This is a genomic window from Corticibacter populi (genome assembly GCF_004217315.1).
GTDB classification, from domain to species: Bacteria; Pseudomonadota; Gammaproteobacteria; order Burkholderiales; family Burkholderiaceae_C; genus Lampropedia; species Lampropedia populi.
In genome coordinates this window covers 449,378-471,207 of sequence record NZ_SGWR01000003.1, presented here as the reverse complement: position 1 = coordinate 471,207, position 21,830 = coordinate 449,378, and the positions used below count along the sequence as shown (strand labels likewise).

Below are 21,830 nucleotides of genomic sequence, written 5' to 3'. Positions count from 1 at the left end.
ATCCAATGAAAGTCCCCTACATCCCCGAAGACGCCCCCTTCAGCGCCGACCAGAAATCCTGGCTGGCCGGCTTCCTCGCCGGCCTGCACTCGCGCCTGCTGGTGCTTGAAGGCCATGGCCAGCAAGCTGGTGCCAGTGCTGGCGCAGGCACCGCCGCCAAGGTCCACATCCTCTACGGTTCGCAGACCGGCAATGCCGAAGGACTGGCGCAAAGCGCCGCCGCCGTCGCGCGCTCGCAGGGCCTGGCGCCCGTCGTGCAGGCGCTGGGCGAAGTGGATCTCGAGGTCTTCGCCACCATGCGCCATGTGCTCATCGTCACCTCCACCTATGGCGAAGGCGAGATGCCCGACAACGCGCAGCTGTTCTGGGACGCCATCTCGGCCAGCACCGCGCCGCGCCTGGAGCAGATGCACTTTGCCGTGCTGGCCATCGGCGACACCGGCTACGACGGCTTCTGCCAGGCCGGCAAGGTCATCGACATGCGGCTGGAACAGCTCGGCGCCAAACGCCTGGCCGAGCGCGTCGATTGCGACGTCGAATACGAGGAAGCCGCCAGCGCCTGGATCGCCAGCGCCATGCCCCGGCTCGCCAGCAGCGCCGGCAGCAGCGGCAGCGCGCCGGCCGACATCGCCGCGGCGCCCCCGGCCAAGCCCGCCATCCCCGGCTCCAGCCGCAAGAACCCCTTCTCCGCCGCGCTGGTGGCCAACCGGCGCCTGTCGGGTGAGGCATCGGCCAAGGACATCCGCCATTTCGAGTTCGACCTCGAAGGCAGTGGCCTGCACTACGAAGCCGGCGATGCGCTGGGCGTCATCCCCGTCAATGACCCGGAACTCGTCGGCCTGCTGCTGGCGCGACTGAACGTGGCCTACGACACGCCGGTGCCCGGCCACGACCAGAGCCTTGGTGACCTGCTGACCCACCAGTTCGAGATTTCCGAGCCCTCGCGCAAGCTGGTCGACTTCATCGGCGGGCACACCGCCAATGAAGAGCTGCGCCACATCCTGCAGCACGACGACAAGGACACGCTGGCAGCCTGGCTGTGGGGCAAGGACGTGCTCGACCTGCTGCTGCTCGACCCGGCCCGCCCCATCGGCGTGCAGGAGCTGGTGGCGCAGCTGCGCCCGCTCCAGCACCGCGCCTACTCGATCTCATCGAGCCAGAAGGCGTACCCCCGGCACGTGCACCTCACGGTGGCCGCCGTGCGCTACCAGAGCGGCGGCCGCGCACGTGGCGGCGTCTGCTCGACCTACCTGGCCGACCGCGTCGGACGCGGCGAGAAGCCCGCCATCTTCATCTCGCCCAACAAGTCCTTCCGCGTGCCACAGAACGGCGACGCGCCGCTCATCATGGTCGGTCCCGGCACCGGCATCGCGCCTTTCCGCGCTTTCCTGCAGGAGCGCGCCGCCACTGGCGCCAAGGGCCGCAACTGGCTGCTCTTCGGCGACCAGCACCGCGTGCACGATTACATCTACGAGGATGAACTGGCCCAGTGGCACCAGGGCGGCCACCTGAGCCGGCTGGACCTGGCCTTCTCGCGCGACCAGGCCGAGAAGATCTACGTGCAGACGCGCATGCGCGAGCACGGCGCCGAACTCTACGCCTGGCTGCAGGAAGGCGGCCACTTCTACGTCTGCGGCGACGCCACCCGCATGGCCAAGGACGTGGACGAAGCGTTGCACCAGCTCATTGCCGAACATGGTGGTACCTCGGAGGAGAAAGCCGCCGATTACGTCAACCAGCTCAAGAAAGAGAAGCGCTACCTGCGCGACGTGTACTGATAGACCACGCAACAGGCCCGCATTGAAAAGGGCGGACTTGCCAGATGGCGAGCCGCCCTTTCTTGCACGTCCATGTACGTTCTTGTACTGGCCCTGTCCCAGGATTTCGGACCGCTCAGTAACAGAACGGCCGGCATGCGGAACTTCCGAAATGCCGTCTCGGATTTCCGTGGCGGTCAGCGTGAACCGCGCGCCACTGCCAGCAGAACACCGAAGCCGACCAGCAGCCCGCCGAAGGCACGGTCGATCCAGTGGCGCACCGCCAGCAGCCGATCGCGCACGACCCCGGCCGAGAAGCACAAGGCCACCAAAGTGAACCAGGCCATGTGCGCCACCGAAATGAAAGCGCCATAGCCGATCTGCACCGCCAGCGGTGTGTCGGGCCGCACCACCTGCATGAACAGGCTGACGATGAACACCGTGGTTTTCGGGTTCAGCGCATTGGTCAGGAAGCCGGTGCGCAGCGCCGCCGCATCCGATAGCGGTGCCACGACGCTGTCGGCCAACGCGCCGGCGGGCTTGGCGCGCAGCATCTTCACGCCGAGATAGACCAGATAAACGGCACCGATCAGCTTGATGGCGTTGAACAGCCAGAGCGATTGCTGGATCAACAGGCCCACGCCAACCAGCGTATAGGTGACGTGGACGAGCACGCCGAGGCCGATACCCAGGGCCGTCAGCACGCCCGCCCGGCGCGACAGCATCAGGCTGTTGCGTGTGACCATTGCAAAGTCCGGCCCTGGACTGATGACGGCGAGCAAGGTGATTGTGATGACGGCTATCAGCTCTGGCATGGCGTATCCTGTCGAACAACATCGAATTGTCGAGATGCTACCGACGAAAATCCCCGGTGAATAACGATGCTTTTTGACAAGAATGGTGAGCTGGAATCACCATCGACCGATGCGCGCCTGCCTTCGCTGCTGGCCCTGCGCTGCTTCGAGGCAGCGGCCCGCCTGGAGAATTTCAGCCGGGCCGCCGAGGAACTGCACCTGACCCACGGCGCGGTCAGCCGTGCCGTGCGCCTGCTCGAAGACGAGCTGGGCGTGGCGCTGTTCGAGCGCCGCAGCCGGCGCGTGTTCCTGACCGATGGCGGGCGCACCCTGGCGCGCGCCGTGGGCAATGGCCTGGATCTGATGCGGCAGGCCGTCGGCGAACTGCGCGCCAGCGCCCGCGAGGGGCGACGCTGGGTGTTGTCGTGCGAGCCGACCTTGCTGATGCGCTGGCTGATCCCGCGCTGGCCGGACTTCCAGGCCCGGCATCCGGGGGTCGACGTGCATCTGGTCGCGGGCGGCGGGCCGTTCTCCTTCGCCAGCGGCATCGACCTGGCGATCCGCCGCGACGACTTCCCCTGGCCCGAAGGCTATCACGCCGAACCCCTGTTCGCGGAGAAGGTCGGCCCGGTCTGCCGTCCCGGCAAGGCGGCGGCCTGGTTCAGCACGAAGAAGGCCGGCGCCGCGCTCAAGACCGGCGCACCACGCCTGCACACGCGCACGCGGCCGGGCGCATGGCCGGAATGGGCGATGGCCGCAGGCCAGCCCGTACCGGACGCGCCGGGACAAACCTTCGAGCACTTCTATTTCAGCTTGCAGGCGGCCGTGGCCGGCCTGGGCGTGGCGATCGGCCCCTGGCATCTGGTGCGCGACGATCTGGACAGCGGCGTGCTGGCCGCGCCGCTCGGCTTCATCGAAGACGGCTCGCGTTACTGCCTGCTGTCGCCACAGCCCCTGCCGCCCGATGGCCCGCAGGCCGACTTGCTGGCGTGGCTGCGAGCGATGGCCTGAACGAACAACGGGCGCAGCAAAAAGGGGCCGAAGCCCCTTCAGTCGGAGCAGGCCGCGTTCGGCAAAGTGTGCCATCCAGCCAGTTGCGGTGCGCGTGTTTCCCCGGTGGCGGTGGCGTATGCGGCCGTCCAGCGCGGCCAGGGGCCGGCACGACATGGCGGCGATTGCCGCGCGGACGTCGCAGCACGGGCGAAGCCAGTTCGGCAAGCAGGACACCGGCCTGTCCGCCAATCTGCAGGGCGCGCTGCGCGATCGGCATGGCGGCTCCGGGCATGGCCGGGCGGGAGGTGGTGCAGGCGGGGATTGGTACGTGGGCGAGGCTTCCTTTTCTTGCGGCATCGGGTCTGGACAGATGCGCGTCAAGGCAGTGGCGGCCAACCAAATACCGTCCCCGATATTTTCAATAAATATCAAGAAAAAAATAAAACATACCTGACCCTTTTTTATTTTCTTGCAAGCCCCCTCTGACCGGCGTATTCTTCCGATCTGCGCGCATGTATGCATGCTGCCGTGCATGCAATACAACGCCATGGCTGCGCCACGACAGCCGGATCGCGCACGAAGCCCTCACGATAGAAACCACGACAAGGAGTACGCCATGACCAAGGCGTCCGAAATCCAGCACCTGCAGGAGCAAGGCCTTTACGCCGGCGCCAACGAACACGACGCCTGCGGCGTCGGCTTCGTTGCCCACATCAAGGGCGTCAAGCGCCACGACATCGTCACGCAGGCGCTGCAGATTCTCATCAACATCGACCACCGCGGCGCCGTTGGCGCCGACCCGCTGATGGGCGATGGTGCCGGCATCCTGATCCAGATCCCCGACCAGCTTTACCGCGAGGAGATGGCCGCCCAGGGCATCGAGCTGCCGCCGGCCGGCGAATATGGCGTGGGCATGATTTTCCTGCCCAAGGAGAATGCGTCCCGCCGCGCCTGCGAGCAGGAGCTCGAACGCGCCGTCAAGGCCGAGGGCCAGGTGCTGCTGGGCTGGCGCGACGTACCGGTCAACCGCGACATGCCGATGTCCCCCGCCGTGCGCGAGAAGGAGCCGGTGCTGCGCCAGCTCTTCATCGGCCGCGGCAACGACGTGATCGTGCAGGACGCGCTCGAACGCAAGCTCTACGTGATCCGCAAGACCGCCAGCGCCAACATCCAGGCCCTGGGGCTCAAGCACAGCAAGGAATACTACGTGCCGAGCATGAGCACGCGCACGGTGGTCTACAAGGGCCTGCTGCTGGCCGGCCAGGTTGGGGAGTACTACCTGGACCTGCTCGATGCGCGCTGCATCTCGGCCATCGGCCTGGTGCACCAGCGCTTCTCGACCAACACCTTCCCCGAGTGGCCGCTGGCCCACCCATACCGCTACGTGGCGCACAACGGCGAGATCAACACCGTCAAGGGCAACTACAACTGGATGCGCGCGCGCGAGGGCGTGATGTCCTCCCCGGTGCTGGGCGAGGACCTCAAGAAGCTCTACCCGATCAGCTTTGCCGACCAATCGGACACGGCCACTTTCGACAACTGCCTGGAACTGCTGACCATGGCTGGCTACTCGATCAGCCAGGCCATGATGATGATGATCCCCGAGCCCTGGGAGCAGCACGAGGCGATGGACGAGCGCCGCCGTGCCTTTTATGAGTACCACGCCGCGATGCTCGAACCCTGGGACGGGCCGGCCTCCGTGGTGTTCACCGATGGCCGTCAGATCGGCGCCACGCTGGACCGCAACGGCCTGCGCCCGTCGCGCTACTGGGTCACCGACGATGACCTGGTGATCCTCGGCTCCGAGGCCGGCGTGCTGCCCATCCCGGACAACAAGATCGTGCGCAAGTGGCGCCTGCAGCCGGGCAAGATGCTGCTGATCGATCTGGAGCAGGGCCGCATGATCGACGATGACGAGCTCAAGGCCAACATCGTCAACACCAAGCCCTACAAGCAGTGGAACGACAACCTGCGCGTCAAGCTCGACAGCGTCGAGGCCGAGGCCGGCGCCATCGAGGCAGTGGCCGATGCCGATGCGCACCCGGTGCCGCTGCTCAAGCGCCAGCAACTCTTTGGCTTCACGCAGGAGGACATCAAGTTCCTGCTTGCGCCGATGGCCAGGAACGGTGAGGAAGGCATTGGCTCAATGGGCAACGACAGCCCGCTGGCCGTGCTCTCGAACCGCAGCAAGCCGCTCTACAACTACTTCCGCCAGCTCTTCGCCCAGGTCACCAACCCGCCGATCGACCCGATTCGCGAGGCCATCGTGATGTCGCTGGTGTCCTTCATCGGCCCCAAGCCCAACCTGCTCGACATCAACCAAGTGAACCCGCCGATGCGGCTGGAGGTTACCCAGCCGGTGCTGGACTTCGCCGACATGGCCAAGCTGCGCAACATCGAGCGCTACACCCACGGCAAGTTCAAGAGCGCGGTGATCGACATCACCTACCCGCTCGACTGGGGCAAGGACGGCGTCGAGGCCAAGCTGGCCTCGCTGTGCGCCCGCGCGGTCGACGCCGTCAAGGACGGCGCCAACATCCTGATCGTCAGCGACCGCGATGTCTCGGCCGACCGCATTGCGATCCCGGCACTGCTGGCGCTCTCGGCCATCCACCAGCACCTCATCCGCACCGGCCTGCGCACCTCCACCGGTTTGGTGGTGGAGACCGGCAGCGCCCGCGAAGTGCACCACTTCGGCGTGCTGGCCGGCTATGGCGCCGAGGCCATCCACCCCTACCTGGCGCTGGAGACCCTGCAGGCCATGCACCAGGACCTGCCCGGCGAGCTCAGTGCCGAGAAGGCCATTTACCACTACATCAAGGCGGTGGGCAAGGGTCTCTCGAAGATCATGTCCAAGATGGGCGTCTCGACCTACATGAGCTACTGCGGCGCGCAGCTCTTCGAGGCCGTGGGCATCAATGCCGAGACGGTGGCCAAGTACTTCACCGGCACTGCCAGCCGGGTGCAGGGCATCGGCGTGTTCCAGATCGCCGAGGAAGCCATTCGCCTGCACAAGTCGGCCTTCAGCGACGACCCGGTGCTGGAGAACATGCTCGATGCCGGTGGCGAATACGCCTGGCGCGCGCGCGGCGAGGAGCACATGTGGACGCCCGACGCCATTGCCAAGCTGCAGCACAGCGCCCGCGCGAACAATTTCAACACCTACAAGGAATACGCGCAGATCATCAACGACCAGAGCCGCCGCCACATGACGCTGCGCGGGCTGTTCGAGTTCCGCATCGATCCGAGCAAGGCCATTCCGGTCGAGGAAGTCGAGTCCGCCAGCGAAATCGTCAAGCGTTTTGCCACCGGGGCCATGTCGCTGGGCTCGATCAGCACCGAGGCGCATGCCACGCTGGCGATCGCGATGAACCGCATCGGCGGCAAGAGCAACACCGGCGAAGGCGGCGAAGACCAGCGCCGCTACCGCAACGAGCTCAAGGGCATCCCGATCCAGGCCGGCGAAACGCTCAAGAGCATCATCGGCGCCGAGAACATCGAGGTCGACACGCCACTGCAGGCGGGCGACTCGCTGCGCTCGAAGATCAAGCAGGTTGCCTCCGGGCGCTTTGGCGTCACGGCCGAGTACCTCAGCAGCGCCGACCAGATCCAGATCAAGATGGCCCAGGGCGCCAAACCCGGCGAAGGTGGCCAACTGCCCGGCGGCAAGGTCTCCGACTACATCGGCAAACTGCGCCACTCGGTGCCGGGCGTGGGCCTGATCTCGCCACCGCCGCACCACGACATCTACTCGATCGAGGACCTGGCGCAGCTCATCCATGACCTCAAGAACGTCGCGCCACACGCCTCCATCTCCACCAAGCTGGTCTCGGAAGTCGGCGTGGGGACCATTGCCGCGGGCGTGACCAAGTGCAAGAGCGACCACGTGGTGATTGCCGGCCATGACGGCGGCACCGGAGCCTCGCCCTGGTCGTCCATCAAGCACGCCGGCGGGCCCTGGGAAATTGGCCTGGCCGAGACGCAGCAGACGCTGGTGCTCAACCGCCTGCGCGGCCGCATCCGCGTGCAGGTCGATGGCCAGCTCAAGACGGGCCGCGACGTGGTCATCGGCGCGCTGCTGGGCGCCGATGAGTTCGGCTTCGCCACTGCGCCGCTGGTGGTCGAAGGCTGCATCATGATGCGCAAATGCCACCTCAACACCTGCCCGGTGGGCGTGGCCACCCAGGACCCGGTGCTGCGCCGCAAGTTCTCCGGCAAGCCCGAACACGTCGTCAACTTCTTCTTCTTCGTCGCCGAGGAAGTGCGCCAGATCATGGCGCAACTGGGCATCCGCAAGTTCGACGAACTGATCGGCCACGCCGAACTGCTCGACATGAAGAAAGGCATCGCGCACTGGAAGGCCCAGGGCCTGGACTTCTCGCGCCTGTTCGCCCAGCCGGCCGTGCCAGCCGAAGTGGCGCGCTACCACGTCGAGGGGCAGGACCACGGCCTGGCTGGCGCGCTGGACAACAAGCTGATCGAGCGCAGCCTGCCAGCCATCGAGCGCGGCGAGCGCGTGCGCTTCATCGAGGCTGCGCGCAACGTCAACCGCACGGTCGGCGCCATGCTCTCTGGCGCGGTCACCCGCGCCCACCCGGACGGACTGCCCGACGACACCATCCACATCCAGCTCGAAGGCGTGGGTGGCCAGTCGTTCGGCGCCTTCCTCTGCCCCGGCATCACGCTCTACCTGATCGGCGAAGCCAACGACTACACCGGCAAGGGCCTCTCGGGCGGCCGCGTGGTGGTACGCCCGAACCTGGAGTTCCGTGGCGATGCGGCCAAGAACACCATCGTCGGCAACACCGTGCTGTTCGGCGCCACCACCGGCGAAGCCTACTTCAGCGGCGTGGCCGGCGAGCGCTTTGCCGTGCGCATGTCCGGTGCCACGGCAGTCGTCGAAGGCGTGGGCGACCACGGCTGCGAATACATGACCGGCGGCACCGTCGTCGTGCTCGGCAAGACGGGGCGCAACTTCGCCGCCGGCATGAGCGGCGGCGTGGCCTACGTCTACGACGAGGATGGCCAGTTCGCCAAGCGCTGCAACACCACCTCGGTCACGCTCGAGCCCGTGCTGCCGCACGAGCAGCACCTGCAGACCGTGGCGCGAGGCATCTGGCACCGCGACCAGACCGACGACACGCAACTGCGCGCCATGCTCGAGGCCCACAACCGCTGGACCGGCAGCCGCCGCGCCCGCGAACTGCTCGACAACTGGCAGGTGGCGCGTCAGAAGTTCGTCAAGGTCTTCCCCAGCGAATACAAGCGTGCGCTGGCCGAGTTGTACGAGCGTCGCCAACTGCGCGAGGAAGGTGCTGCCGTGGCCATCGTCCCGGCGATCGAAGCCGAGGCCGCTGTGGCCCCGGCCGCCGCTCCCGCAGCGGCCACGGCCAAGTCAGCCACCGCCAGCCGCCGCAAGAGCGGCAAGTCGGACGGGACGCTGACACCGGCCAAGTAACAACCATCACCCACCACCAGGGCCCGCCGCCGCCCCGCGCCACACAGCGCCCGGCCGGCTGCCCGCCCCCTCACGATGAATGCACGAGGATTCGAACCATGGGAAAGACCACAGGATTCCTGGAATACGACCGCATCGAAGAGTCGTACCTGCCCGTCGACAAGCGCCTGAAGAACTACAAGGAATTCGTCATTGGCATCAATGACAGCCAGGCCAAGATCCAGGGCGCGCGCTGCATGGACTGCGGCACGCCGTTCTGCAACAACGGCTGCCCGGTCAACAACATCATTCCGGACTTCAACGATCTGGTCTACCGCCAGGACTGGCGCGCCGCCATCGAAGTGCTGCACAGCACCAACAACTTTCCGGAGTTCACCGGCCGCATTTGCCCCGCCCCCTGCGAGGCCGCCTGCACGCTGGGCATCAATGACGATCCCATCGGCATCAAGAGCATCGAGCACGCCATCATCGATCGCGCCTGGGAAGAAGGCTGGGTCGCGCCCAAGCCCGCCGAACACAAGACCGGCCGCAAGGTCGCCGTCGTCGGCGCCGGCCCTGCGGGCCTGGCCGCCGCGCAGCAACTCGCCCGTGCCGGCCATGACGTGACCCTGTTCGAGAAGAACGACCGTGTCGGCGGCCTGCTGCGTTACGGCATTCCCGACTTCAAGCTCGAGAAAAGCCACATCGACCGCCGTGTCGAACAACTCAAGGCCGAGGGCGTCACCATCCGCACCAGCGTGCTGGTGGCCGGCAAGGATGGCCTGGGCAAGGACAGCAAGGTCACCAACTGGGCCAATGAAACCGTCGCCCCCGATGCCTTGCTGGCCGACTTCGACGCCGTGCTGCTGACCGGCGGCTCCGAGCAGTCGCGCGACCTGCCGGTGCCCGGACGCGAGCTCAGCGGCGTGCACTTCGCGATGGAATTCCTGCCGCAGCAGAACAAGGTCAATGCCGGCGACAGGCTCAAGGGGCAGATCCGAGCGGACGGCAAGCACGTCATCGTCATCGGCGGCGGCGATACCGGCAGCGACTGCGTGGGCACCAGCAACCGCCACGGCGCCCAGAGCGTCACCCAGTTCGAGCTGCTGCCGATGCCGCCCGAGCACGAGAACAAGCCGCTGGTCTGGCCCTACTGGCCCATCAAGCTGCGCACCAGTTCCAGCCACGAGGAAGGCTGCACGCGCGAGTTCGCCATCGCCACCAAGGAGTTCATCGGCGAGAAAGGCAAGCTCACCGGCGTCAAGACCGTGCGCCTCGAATGGAAGGACGGCAAGATGAGCGAGGTGCCCGGCAGCGAGCAAATCCTCAAGGCCGACCTGGTGCTGCTGGCCATGGGCTTCGTCAGCCCCGTGCAAAGCGTGCTCAAGGCCTTTGGCGTGGACACCGACCCGCGCGGCAATGCCCGCGCCAGCACCGACTTCAGCGGCGGCTATGCCACCAACGTGCCCAAGCTGTTCGCCGCCGGCGACATCCGCCGCGGCCAGTCGCTGGTGGTCTGGGCGATCCGCGAAGGTAGGCAGGCGGCGCGTGCCGTCGATGAGTTCCTGATGGGTTACTCCGAACTGCCCCGTTGAACCATGCGGATCGCCCATTCGGGCGGGTGAACATGAAGCGCAGCCTCACCGGCTGCGCTGCGCGAAGGTAGGCAGGCGGCGCGTGCCGTCGATGAGTTCCTGATGGGATTCAGCCAACTTCCCCGCTGAGCCACGCGGATCGCCCATTCGGGCGGGTGAACATGAAGTGCAGCCTCACCGGCTGCGCTGCGCGAAGGTAGGCAGGCGGCGCGTGCCGTCGATGAGTTCCTGATGGGATTCAGCCAACCGTCCCGCTGGACCATGCCAATCGCCCATTCGGGCTGGCGGACAACAGGCAAAGGAAAAGGGCGCTGCTTCTCACGAGGCAGCGCCCTTTTTCCGTGGACGCGATCGCATCGATGGTGCCAAATCAGTCATCCAGCAGCGCGACATCGCGCACCGCGCCCTTGTCGGCCGAAGTCACCAGCTTGGCATAGGCCTTGAGCGCCGTGGAGACCTTGCGCGGACGCGGCCTGGCGGGCTTCCAGCCCTTGGCGTCCTGCTCCACGCGCCGGCGCGCCAGTTCCTCATCGGACAGCAGCACGTCGATGGTGCGGTTCGGGATGTCGATGCGGATGCGATCGCCATCGCGCACCAGCCCGATGGCTCCGCCAGCGGCGGCTTCCGGCGAGCAGTGGCCGATCGACAGGCCCGAGGTGCCGCCCGAGAAACGCCCGTCGGTCAGCAGCGCGCAGGCCTTGCCCAGGCCCTTGGATTTGATGTAGCTGGTCGGGTAGAGCATCTCCTGCATGCCGGGGCCGCCCTTGGGGCCTTCATAGCGCACGATGACGATGTCGCCGGCCTTGACCTTGCCCGCCAGGATGTTCTCCACCGCCTCGTCCTGCGATTCGGTGACGTGGGCCGTGCCCTCGAACACCAGGATGCTTTCGTCGACACCGGCGGTCTTGACCACGCAGCCGTCGAGCGCAATGTTGCCGGTGAGCACGGCCAGGCCCCCTTCCTTCGAGAACGCATGCTCGTAGGAGCGGATGCAGCCTTCGGCGCGATCCAGGTCCAGACTGGGCCAGCGGGTGTTCTGGCTGAAGGCCGTCTGCGTGGGGATGCCGGCCGGGCCGGCCAGGTAGAAATGCCGCACCGCCTCGTCCTGCGTGCGGGCGATGTCCCACTGCGCCAGCGCATCGCCCAGCGTCTTCGCGTGCACGGTGGGCACATCGGTGTGCAGCCGGCCGGCGCGATCGAGCTCGCCCAGGATGGCCATGATGCCACCGGCGCGGTGCACGTCCTCGATGTGGTACTTGTTGGTGTTGGGCGCAACCTTGCACAGTTGCGGCACGACGCGCGAGAGGCGGTCGATGTCGGTCATCGTGAAGTCGATGCCCGCCTCGCGCGCGATCGCCAGCAGGTGCAGGATGGTGTTGGTCGAACCACCCATGGCGATGTCCAGCGTCATCGCGTTCTCGAAGGCCTGAAAGCCCACCGAGCGCGGCAGGATGGAGTCATCGTCCTGCTCGTAGTACTGGCGGGCCAGCTCGACGATGCGGTGGCCTGCGCGCTTGAAGAGCTGCTCGCGGTCGGCGTGCGTGGCCACCACGGTGCCGTTGCCCGGCAGCGAAAGGCCCAGCGCCTCGGTCAGGCAGTTCATCGAGTTGGCAGTGAACATGCCCGAGCACGAACCGCAGGTCGGGCAGGCCGAGCGCTCGACCTCGGCCACGTCGGCGTCGGAGTAGTTCTGATCGGCCGCGATCACCATGGCATCGACGAGGTCGAGCTTCTTGAACTCCATGACCTTCGTGGTGGGATTGGCCAGGCGCGTCTTGCCCGCTTCCATCGGGCCGCCGGAGACGAAGATCACCGGGATGTTCAGCCGCATCGCAGCCATCAGCATGCCGGGAGTGATCTTGTCGCAGTTGGAGATGCACACCATCGCATCAGCACAGTGGGCGTTGACCATGTACTCGACCGAGTCGGCGATGATGTCGCGGCTGGGCAGCGAATACAGCATGCCGTCGTGGCCCATGGCGATGCCATCGTCCACGGCGATGGTGTTGAACTCTTTCGCCACACCACCGGCCGCCTCGATCTCGCGGGCGACCAGCTGGCCCAGGTCCTTGAGGTGCACATGGCCGGGCACGAACTGGGTGAACGAATTGACCACCGCGATGATGGGCTTGGAGAAGTCGTCGTCCTTCATGCCGGTGGCACGCCAGAGGGCGCGCGCGCCGGCCATGTTGCGGCCACCGGTGGAGGTTTGGGAGCGGTATGCGGGCATCGTGGTTGCAGGAAGTGTTATCGCAAGAGGAAAAACGGGCCGAGGCAGTCAAGGCCTGCGCACGTCCATCCAGGCAGGCGCCAGGACAATCTTTGATTATCCTCCATTCCCCGAAAACGGATGGTCCCGGGGTTTCCAGGCAGGAGGGCTCAGCGCACGGCCTCGGCCGCCACCAGCCGGAAAGCCTGCACCAGCGGCTCGCGCGGCCCGGCTCTTTGCCACAGCACACCAAAGGCCCGGGGCGGTGGCGGGTCCGGCAAGGGGATGTGCACCGTGTGCAAGGCGGCCGTCAACGGTGAATCGATGCGGGGCACCAGCGAAACGCCCAGGCCGCGATCGACCATCATCGCAATGGCCAGCAGGGAGCTGAGTTCGATGCGCTCTTGCGTGACAATGCCATGGGCCCGCAGGTAGGCATCCGCCTGCCTGCCACCGCCAAGGCTGCGGTCGTAGCGGATGAAGGGCTGCCGCTGCAGCAGCTCCAACGGGTCGCCCGCCGCCAGGCTGGCGGGCGCCAGCACCATCAGGGGTTCCTCGCGCAGCGGGGCCCAACCCAGGGTCTTGGGCAGCTCGAACTGCGGGTGCAGGCACATGGCGACATCCAGCCGGCCTTGCTGCACCTGTTCGAGCAAGGGCTGCGACATGCCGGCATGCACCAGCAGCCGCACCTGGGGGTAACGCTGGGCAAAGCGCTCCAGAACGGCGGCAAAAACCGTGTGCAACACCGTGTTGATGGCGCCCACGTTCAATTGGCCTTCATAGGAAGGGCCCTGCACGGCGCTGCGCAGTTGCATCACCTCCGTCAGCAGTGGACGCACCCGCTCGAGCAAACGGTGCCCGGCAGCCGTCGGCAGCACCGTGCGCCCGGAACGCACCACCAGCGCAGCTCCCAGCGACAGCTCCAGCGACCGCACCTGGTGCGCCACCGCGGCCGGCGTGATGTCGAGGCTGCGCGCCGCCTGGGCCATCGACCCCAGTTCCGCCACACGCAGCAGGGTCCGCAGGAAATCCGTTTCCATGGCCATCCCAAAATAAAAGATAGAAATTTTATCTTCTGAAGAAAAAACAAGGTACTTCTTTTAAACAACAGCAATTTCTACACTGCGCCATCCTTCTCACCCTTTTTCGCCATGCGCAGCAAACTCTTTGTCCCCGGTGACCGTCCGGAACTGTTCGAAAAGGCCTATCGCAGCGAAGCCGATGCCATCTCGCTGGATCTGGAGGACGCGGTTGCCCCGGCGCGCAAAGCACAGGCCCGAGAGAACGTGCGCCAGTGGCTGGCCCAATGGCGACAGATGCCCGAGCGCCATGCCGGCAAGATCACCATCGTGCGCATCAACGCGCCGGGCAGCGACTGGTTCGAGCAGGATCTCGATGCCATGGTCCAGCCGGGCGTGGACATGATCAACCTGCCCAAACCCACCGACGCCGCCAGCGTGGCCGCCATCGCCGAGACCATCCGCAAGCTCGAACGCGCGCGCGGCCTGACCACGCCGGTGCGATTGCTCCTCAATATCGAGACGCCAGCGGCATTGCGCAACGCCGCTTCGCTGGCCTGCGCAGCCCCCTGCGTGGCCGGCCTGCAATTGGGTCTGGCCGACCTGTTCGAGCCCAATGGCATTGACCGCAGCGAACGCCTTGCCCTCGCGCAGGTGCTGCTGCAGGTGCGTCTGGCGGCCAGCGAGGCCGGCGTCGATGCCTACGATGGCGCCTTTGCCGACATCCGCAACCCCGCCGGCTTCGAGGAAGAGGCCGCCCTGGCCCGGCGCTTGGGCTTCGCAGGCAAGACCTGCATCCATCCCAGCCAGGTGGCGCTGGCCAACGCCGCCTTCCAGCCCACCACAGCCCAGATCGAATCCGCCCAGAAAGTCCTGCTGGCCGCGCAGCAGGCGCAGTTGCAGGGCAACGGCGTCTACGTCGTCGACGGCAAGATGGTGGACGCCCCCTTCGTCGCGCGGGCGCAGGCAACCGTGACGCTGGCGCAGCGCCTGGGGCTGCTGACTTGAGCGAGACGGTCCATCGCCATCCAATGCACCTGCCCCATTCACCCGCCATCGCATCCATCACCGAGCCCGGACCCGCCTCCATGCCCGCCTCCACACCATCCTCTTCAACCGACTTGGCCGCCCTGCCCTCGCGCCAAGGCCCGGCCGGCCCGCTCACGGGCGTGCGCGTGCTGGACCTGAGCGCCTACATCGCGGGGCCCTATGGCTGCACGCTGCTGGCCGACCAGGGCGCGGAGGTCATCAAGATCGAGCCCCCCGCGGGCGACAACCTGCGCAAATATCCCTCGACACTCGAAACGGAGAGTCGCGCCTTTCTGGGCGTCAACCGCAGCAAGCTCGGCGCTGTGCTCGACCTCAAGCAGGACGAGGACCGCCAGCGTCTGCAGGCGCTGGCCCGCACGGCCGATGTGCTGGTGCACAACTTCCGCCCCGGAGTTCCCGAGCGGCTGGGCATCGCCTACCCGACGCTGGCAGCCGAACACCCGCGCCTGATCTACTGCGCCATCACCGGCTACGGAGACAGCGGCCCGCTCAAGGACAAGGCCGGCTACGACCAGGTGCTGCAGGCGATGACCGGCATGTGTGCCATGCAGGCCAAGCGCGATGGCCCGCCGGAAATTCTCTACGGCTCGGTGGTGGACTATTACGCATCGACACTGGTGGCCGCCGGCGTTGCATCGGCACTGTTCGAGCGCGAGCGCAGCGGCCTGGGCCAGTATCTGGGCGTGTCGCTGCTGCGCGCGGCACTGGCCATGCAATCGGCCCGGCTGGTCTGGGCGGCCAGCGAAGGGCGCGAGGTCGGCCGCGACATGCGCTCGGGCGGCATCACCGGCATCCACCCCACCCGCGAAGGGCACATCTACATTTCCGCCAACACGCCCCACTTCTGGCAGGCGCTGTGCGAGAAGACCGGCCTGGCCGCACTGTTGTGCGAACGCTATGACTCGGTGCGCAAGCGGGCCGCCCTGCGGGACGAGATCCTGCCGCTGCTGCGTGCGGCACTGGCCCGCCGCAGCGCGCTCGAATGGGAAGCGCTGTTTGGTGACACCGTGCCCTGCGCTGCCGTTCGCAGCGTGGAGGACATGTTCGACTTCCCGCAGGTGCGGGAACAAGGGCTGATCCACGACTTCGAGCACCCGGTCGCGGGCCCCTATCGTGGTTTCACCGCTCCGATCGCATTTAGCCGCACCCCTGGTCCCGCGCCCTTCGCGGCACCGGCACTGGACCAGCACGGCGCCGACATCCGCGCCGCGGCCGACCGTCTGCGGGAGAGCGGCAATGACTGAATGGCCGCCCCTGCCGCAGCCGCCACATTCCGCCGCCGGGCGCAGCCCCCGCCTGGTGGTGCCGGCGAATGCCTGCGATGCCCATCTGCACATCTACGACGCCCGGTTTCCCCACACCCCGGACCTGCCAGCCAATGCGGACGTTGCCGCCTATCGGCAACTGCAAGCGCTGCTGGGGACCAGCCGGGCCGTGGTGGTACAGCCTCGCGTGCATGGCACCGACAACCGCGTCACGCTCGAAGCGATCGCTCAGCTGGGGCGCGGATGCACCCGCGGCATTGCCGTCGTCGCCCCGGACATCGACGATGCCAGCCTGATGCGCCTGCATGAGGGTGGCATCCGCGGCATCCGCCTGAGCCTGCACGCCCCGAATCAGAACACCGCCGGCTTTGCCGAAATGCGCGCACTGGCCCATCGCATTCGCGAAATGGGCTGGCACCTGCAGTTGCACTGGAGTGCCGAACAAATCGTCGCCCACCAGGACATGCTGGCCGACCTGCCCGTCGATGTGGTGTTCGACCACATGGCCCGCCTGCCTGTGACGCAGGGCACCAGGCACGCCGCATTCGACATCGTGCGGCGGCTGCTCGCGCGCGAGCGCGCCTGGCTGAAGATCAGTGGCTTCTATCTGGACGCTCCAGCGCGCGACGGCAGTTGGCCGGACGCCTTGCCGATTGCCACGGCTTGGATAGAGGCCGCCCCGCAACGCCTGGTCTGGGGCAGCGACTGGCCCCACATCACCGAGGGCGACGCCAGGCCGGACGCCGCCGCGCTGCTCGAACTGCTGGCCGCCGCGTGCGGGGACCGCGCAACGCTCACCCGCATCCTGGTCGACAACCCGGCCCGGCTCTACCAGTTCGAGCGCTGACGCGCGCCGCCTTTCCCAGACCGATTCCCTTACCGCTTTTCCCTGACCAATTATTCAACAAGGAGACCACCACCATGTCCAAGGCATTCAAGCTGCTGGCCATTTTCACCACCGCCCTGGCGATCTGCGTGCCCGCCGCGGCAGACGACTATCCAAGCAAGCCCATCACCCTCGTGGTGCCCTATGCCGCCGGCGGGGGCGCGGACAATGCCGCGCGCATCATCGCGCAAAGCATTTCCGCCCTTGCCGGGCAATCCGTGGTGATCGAGAACCGCGGCGGCGCCAGCGGCTCCGTGGGCGCCTCGCAGGTCGCCCGCGCCAAGGCCGACGGCTACACGCTGCTCTACGATGCATCCTCTTTCAGCATCAACCCGGTGCTGCGCCGCCTGCCCTACGATGCACGCAAGGACTTCATCGCCATCTCCCAGGCCGTGGCCGTGCCCAACATCCTGGTGACCGCACCGAACTCCGGCATCGACAACCTGCCCGGTCTGCTCGATGCCGCGCGGCAGCAGCCCGAACACTTCACCTATGCATCCTATGGGCCGGGCAGCCTGGCACAGATGGCAGGCGAACTGCTCAAGAAGGAAGCCGGTGTGAACATGCTGCACGTGCCCTACAACGGCGGCGCGCCAGCCCTGGTGGACGTGATGAGCGGGCAGGTACACATCTACTTCGCCAATGCCGCATCCAGCCTCAACTACGTCAACACCGGCAAGCTGCGCGCACTGGCGGTCAGTTCCCTGACGCGCATGCCGGAACTGCCTGACGTTCCCACCGTGGATGAAGCGGCCGTCAAGGGCTTCGATGTGGAGGAATGGAATGGTTTCTTCGCGCCGCGCGGCACGCCCGAGGAGCGCATCCGCAAACTGGAATCACTGATCCAGCAAGCACTGCAACAGCCCGAAACCCGGGAGCGCCTGGCCAAGCTCGGCCTGAGCACCGTGGGCAGCAGTTCCGCCGAATTCACCCAGTTCGTCGACTCGGAGATTCAGCGCTGGACCGATGTGGTCAAAAGCAACGGCATCGTGCTGCAGGACTGAGCACAGTGCCCACGCCGGAGATGTGCCGCATCGCCCGCCCCTTTCCATCAGGAGATCACCGATGACCCGTCCCTTCGCACCCTCGAACCCCGAGCTGTTCGAGCGGGGCCTGCAGACTCGCCGCGAGGTGCTGGGCACGGCCCACGTCGACGCGGCGCTGCAGAGCGCCACCGACTTCAACATCGACCTGCAGGAGCTGATAACCCAGTATTGCTGGGGAGACATCTGGAATCGCCCCGGCCTGGACCGCAAGACCCGCTCCATGCTCAATCTGGCCATGATCATGGCCCTCAACCGCCCGCACGAACTCAAGCTGCACGTGCGCGGAGCCCTCAACAACGGCCTGCGTCCGGAGGACATCCGTGAGGTACTGCTCCATGCCGCCCTCTACTGCGGCCTGCCGGCAGCCGTCGATGCATTCAGGGTCGCTTCCGAAGTGCTGGACGAGGCGGGCATCGGACCCGACTCCGACGCGGCCACCTCGCCAGGCTGAGCACCTGTCGGCGGCTCAGGCCGCCAGCGCGTCGTGCAGGTGGCGCAGGCTGCCAAGCGTCGCCGTGCAGGCTTCGGCGGCTTCCTGTCCCTTCTTCACGAAATGCTCGCGGAAGAACTGCTCGTGTTCGGCGTGCCCGTGAAACTGGTGCGGCGTCAGTACCACCGAGAACACCGGCACGTCGGTGTCCAGTTGCACACGCATCAGGCCATCGATCACCGCGGTGGCCACGAAATCGTGCCGGTAGATGCCCCCATCGACCACCAGCGCGCAGGCGACGATGGCGTCATAGCGCCCCTTCTTGGCCAGGGCCTTGGCATGCAGCGGGATCTCGAAGGCGCCCGGCACCTCGAACCGATCGACGATGGCGCCAGGCATGCGCTGCGCCAAGCCATCGGCGCAGGCATCCACGGCTTTCTGCACGATGTCGGCATGCCATTGCGCCGCCACGATGGCAATGCGCGCAGCGCCACCCGGCAAGGCCCGCGACAGCACTGAGAGAGGGGGATTCGAAGACTGATTCATGATGACTCCAAAGGAAATGAAGAACAGGAATCAGGGCAGGAAGCGGACGTGCCCGCAACAACCAGCAGACGCCATGCCAGCGGCAAGCGGGCACGGGGCATGTCACGTGGAATGTGCATGGGCAGCATCGCGGTTCTCTTTCATCCGGACTGTGACCGTCGGTTCTGGATTCACACCAGATCTGCTGACCTGCGGGAACTGGATGGCCCCGCAGCGCTCGCGGACTTCGCCTCGGCCAGGCAGCGCCAGGCCAACACGTTACCGCCGGTGGGGACTTTCACCCCGCCCTGAGAACAAGGCCCGTCAACTGTCAATTAATTGCCAAGCCGCCTCGATTATAGGCAAGCCGGCCCAGACCTGGCGGGGTGAGCTGACACAGGCGTTACATGGGCTTGCAGTGCCTGCGCCGCCAAGATGCACAATCGACCCTGCCCTGCCCTTGGCTGTCCAGCACCATGCCCACATGCCCCATCTGCGCCATCGACCCCATCGCCGCCACCGCCTGATCCTGCGACGGCTTGCCTGTACCCTCACCCAGGTGTCGCGACAACTGATGCTGGTCGCGACACTGGGGCTCGCCGCCAGCGCAGCTGCAGAAACCGCCCCTGCCATTCAGCCCGAAGATGGCCGCTGGGGCTGGACGGCCGGCACCGCCCGCAGCAGCGCCGGCTGCATGCCCGGCATGGCCGAGACCTTGCTGCAGCTGCTGCCACAGCAAAAGACCGGGCTGGTGACGTTCGAGCGGCCTTTTCATCCACGCGACATCATCGACCACCCCGCGGTGCAGTGGCAGCAACGCGGCCCCAACCATTTCGTGGCCGTTGCGCGCGGCGCCTCGCTGGCCTCCTTTCCGCTGCCGCTGGATGTCGAGTACCACCTGCGGGTGCAAAGCCCCACGCATCTGCACGCCGACGGCACGGTGGCGCTGGGCTTTCCGCAGCCGTGCTCGGTCTCGGCGCCCTTCGAGTTCCGCCGCCAGGCAGGGCCGGCGGCCCCGGGCCGCTAGTCCCCGCAACCTTCGGAGGTCTCCGCCACTGGCGCCGGGCAGTCATCCTATAATCGCAATTTCCCCCACCACTCCAAGACATGACCAAATTTGTCTTCGTCACGGGCGGCGTCGTCTCATCCCTGGGCAAGGGGATTGCGGCCGCCTCGCTGGCTGCCATTCTGGAATCGCGCGGCCTCAAAGTCACCCTGATCAAGCTCGATCCGTACATCAACGTCGATCCGGGCACCATGTCCCCCTTCCAGCACGGCGAGGTGTTCGTCACCGACGACGGCGCCGAGACCGATCTGGACCTGGGCCACTACGAACGCTTCATCGAAACCCGCATGAGGCAGGCCAACAACTTCACCACCGGCCGCATCTACCAGTCGGTGCTGGAGAAGGAACGCCGCGGCGACTACCTGGGCAAGACCGTGCAGGTGATCCCGCACGTGACCAACGAGATCCAGGAATACGTCAAGCGCGGCGCCGGCATCGGCACGCCCGATGCGGTCGATGTGGCGATCGCCGAGATCGGCGGCACGGTGGGGGACATCGAGTCGCTGCCATTCCTCGAGGCGGTGCGCCAGCTCAGCCTCAAGCTCGGCCCCAACAATTCCGCCTTCGTGCACCTGACCTACCTGCCTTTCATTGCCACGGCTGGCGAGCTCAAGACCAAGCCGACGCAACACACGGTGCAGAAGCTGCGCGAGATCGGCATCCAGCCCGATGCGCTGCTGTGCCGCGCCGACCGCACCATTCCCGAAGAGGAAAAGGCCAAGATCTCGCTGTTCACCAATGTGCCGGAATGGGGCGTGATTTCCATGCCCGACGTGGACACCATCTACAAGGTGCCACGCCTCCTGCACGAGCAGGGCCTGGACGGCCTGATCTGCGACAAGCTGCGCCTGAACACGCCGCCGGCCAACCTCAAGCGCTGGGACGACCTGGTCTGGCGCACCGAGCACCCGCAGGGCAAGGTGCGCATCGCCATGGTGGGCAAGTACGTCGACCTCTCGGACAGCTACAAGTCCGTCAACGAGGCGCTGCGCCATGCCGGCCTGGTCAACCATGTGCAGGTCGAGATCACCTATGTGGACTCGGAGACCCTCAACCCCGAGAGCGTGAGCCAGCTCGCCGCATTCGATGGCATCCTGGTGCCCGGCGGCTTCGGCTCGCGCGGTGTCGAGGGCAAGATCTGCGCGGCGCGCTTTGCGCGCGAGCACGCGACCCCCTACCTGGGCATCTGCCTGGGCATGCAGGTGGCAACCATCGAATATGCGCGCCACAAAGCCGGCTTGGCCAAGGCCAACAGCACCGAGTTCGACCCCCAAACGCCCGAGCCGGTGATCGCCCTGATCGAGGAGTGGAAGGACAAGGACGGCAGCATCCAGAAGCGCGATGCCCACTCCGACCTGGGCGGCACCATGCGCCTGGGCGCGCAGACTTCCGACGTGCGGCCGGGCACGCTGGCACACCAGATCTATGGCGACACCGTCACCGAGCGCCATCGCCACCGCTACGAGGCCAATGTGCAGTACCTCGACCAGTTGCGCGAGGCGGGCCTGGTGATCTCGGCGCTGACGCAGCGCGAGCAGCTCACCGAGATCGTCGAGCTGCCGCAGAGCGTGCACCCCTGGTTCATCGGCGTGCAGTTTCACCCGGAATTCAAGTCCACGCCCTGGGCCGGCCACCCGCTCTTCAACTCCTTCATCAAGGCCGCCATGCGCCACCATGCGCAGGACGGCCAGGTCACCGCCACCGCAGCCAAGGCGCCAGCCATCAAGGCCTGACCACCCCCCTATCAACCATCCCAAG

Annotated in this window: 16 protein-coding genes and 1 riboswitch; of the genes, 12 read left to right on the top strand and 4 right to left on the bottom strand. The window is 66.5% G+C overall.

Annotated elements, in window-relative coordinates; translation table 11 throughout:
• Nucleotides 1–5 precede the first annotated feature (5 nt).
• Entirely contained in the window at nucleotides 6–1,778 is a 1,773-nt protein-coding gene (locus EV687_RS13030; RefSeq protein WP_122227879.1) for a sulfite reductase subunit alpha, read from the top strand.
• A 176-nt stretch (nucleotides 1,779–1,954) separates the two neighbouring features.
• Here the strand turns inward: EV687_RS13030 and EV687_RS13025 are convergent, their stop codons facing one another.
• Nucleotides 1,955–2,572, bottom strand: coding sequence for a LysE family translocator (locus EV687_RS13025; RefSeq protein ID WP_122227882.1), 618 nt, complete (start codon nucleotides 2,570–2,572; stop codon nucleotides 1,955–1,957).
• 66 nt (nucleotides 2,573–2,638) lie between these two features.
• Here EV687_RS13025 and EV687_RS13020 point away from each other — a divergent pair, with 66 nt between their 5' ends.
• The 4 genes from EV687_RS13020 to EV687_RS13005 all read left to right on the top strand — a co-directional run bounded on the left by EV687_RS13020 (nucleotide 2,639) and on the right by EV687_RS13005 (nucleotide 10,576).
• A complete protein-coding gene (locus EV687_RS13020; protein ID WP_122227885.1) occupies nucleotides 2,639–3,562 on the top strand; it encodes a LysR family transcriptional regulator in 924 nt (307 codons plus the stop codon).
• A gap of 154 nt (nucleotides 3,563–3,716) precedes the next feature.
• Nucleotides 3,717–3,998, top strand: a complete 282-nt coding sequence (locus tag EV687_RS13015) for a hypothetical protein (RefSeq protein WP_130466513.1) — start codon at nucleotides 3,717–3,719, stop codon at nucleotides 3,996–3,998.
• A 162-nt stretch (nucleotides 3,999–4,160) separates the two neighbouring features.
• Nucleotides 4,161–9,002 carry a glutamate synthase-related protein gene (locus tag EV687_RS13010; protein ID WP_122227891.1) on the top strand — a complete coding sequence of 1,614 codons (4,842 nt, stop codon included), beginning with the start codon at nucleotides 4,161–4,163 and terminating at the stop codon, nucleotides 9,000–9,002.
• 98 nt (nucleotides 9,003–9,100) lie between these two features.
• Nucleotides 9,101–10,576 carry a glutamate synthase subunit beta gene (locus EV687_RS13005; protein ID WP_122227894.1) on the top strand — a complete coding sequence of 492 codons (1,476 nt, stop codon included), beginning with the start codon at nucleotides 9,101–9,103 and terminating at the stop codon, nucleotides 10,574–10,576.
• 370 nt (nucleotides 10,577–10,946) lie between these two features.
• On the opposite strand, the gene ilvD is transcribed toward EV687_RS13005, so the two are convergent.
• Complete coding sequence (gene ilvD, locus EV687_RS13000) at nucleotides 10,947–12,806, bottom strand: dihydroxy-acid dehydratase (RefSeq protein ID WP_122227897.1); 1,860 nt, start codon at nucleotides 12,804–12,806, stop codon at nucleotides 10,947–10,949.
• A gap of 149 nt (nucleotides 12,807–12,955) precedes the next feature.
• Nucleotides 12,956–13,825: a LysR substrate-binding domain-containing protein gene (locus EV687_RS12995; RefSeq protein ID WP_122228950.1), complete on the bottom strand. Its 870-nt coding sequence runs from the start codon at nucleotides 13,823–13,825 to the stop codon at nucleotides 12,956–12,958.
• Nucleotides 13,826–13,936: 111 nt separating this feature from the next.
• Between EV687_RS12995 and EV687_RS12990 the strand changes: the two genes are divergently transcribed.
• From EV687_RS12990 to EV687_RS12970, 5 genes are all read left to right on the top strand, one after another.
• Entirely contained in the window at nucleotides 13,937–14,812 is an 876-nt protein-coding gene (locus EV687_RS12990; RefSeq protein WP_122227900.1) for an HpcH/HpaI aldolase/citrate lyase family protein, read from the top strand.
• 80 nt (nucleotides 14,813–14,892) lie between these two features.
• Complete coding sequence (locus EV687_RS12985; protein ID WP_207226451.1) at nucleotides 14,893–16,098, top strand: CaiB/BaiF CoA transferase family protein; 1,206 nt, start codon at nucleotides 14,893–14,895, stop codon at nucleotides 16,096–16,098.
• A complete protein-coding gene (locus EV687_RS12980) occupies nucleotides 16,091–16,966 on the top strand; it encodes an amidohydrolase family protein (RefSeq protein ID WP_122227906.1) in 876 nt (291 codons plus the stop codon). Before EV687_RS12985 ends, EV687_RS12980 begins: the two co-directional genes overlap by 8 nt.
• Nucleotides 16,967–17,040: 74 nt before the next feature.
• Nucleotides 17,041–18,009: a Bug family tripartite tricarboxylate transporter substrate binding protein gene (locus EV687_RS12975; protein ID WP_122227909.1), complete on the top strand. Its 969-nt coding sequence runs from the start codon at nucleotides 17,041–17,043 to the stop codon at nucleotides 18,007–18,009.
• Nucleotides 18,010–18,070: 61 nt separating this feature from the next.
• Nucleotides 18,071–18,502 (top strand): carboxymuconolactone decarboxylase family protein, encoded by a 432-nt coding sequence (locus EV687_RS12970; RefSeq protein WP_122227912.1) that lies wholly within the window; start codon nucleotides 18,071–18,073, stop codon nucleotides 18,500–18,502.
• 15 nt (nucleotides 18,503–18,517) lie between these two features.
• On the opposite strand, the gene EV687_RS12965 is transcribed toward EV687_RS12970, so the two are convergent.
• Nucleotides 18,518–19,027, bottom strand: a complete 510-nt coding sequence (locus tag EV687_RS12965) for a 6,7-dimethyl-8-ribityllumazine synthase (protein WP_122227915.1) — start codon at nucleotides 19,025–19,027, stop codon at nucleotides 18,518–18,520.
• A 128-nt stretch (nucleotides 19,028–19,155) separates the two neighbouring features.
• Nucleotides 19,156–19,326, bottom strand: a riboswitch (FMN riboswitch).
• A 239-nt stretch (nucleotides 19,327–19,565) separates the two neighbouring features.
• On the opposite strand from EV687_RS12965, the gene EV687_RS12960 reads away from it, so the two are divergent.
• Nucleotides 19,566–20,033, top strand: a complete 468-nt coding sequence (locus EV687_RS12960) for a hypothetical protein (protein WP_165392828.1) — start codon at nucleotides 19,566–19,568, stop codon at nucleotides 20,031–20,033.
• 80 nt (nucleotides 20,034–20,113) lie between these two features.
• The gene (locus tag EV687_RS12955) at nucleotides 20,114–21,805 is read left to right on the top strand and encodes a CTP synthase (protein WP_122227921.1); all 1,692 of its coding nucleotides are present in this window, start codon (nucleotides 20,114–20,116) and stop codon (nucleotides 21,803–21,805) included.
• Nucleotides 21,806–21,830 lie beyond the last annotated feature (25 nt).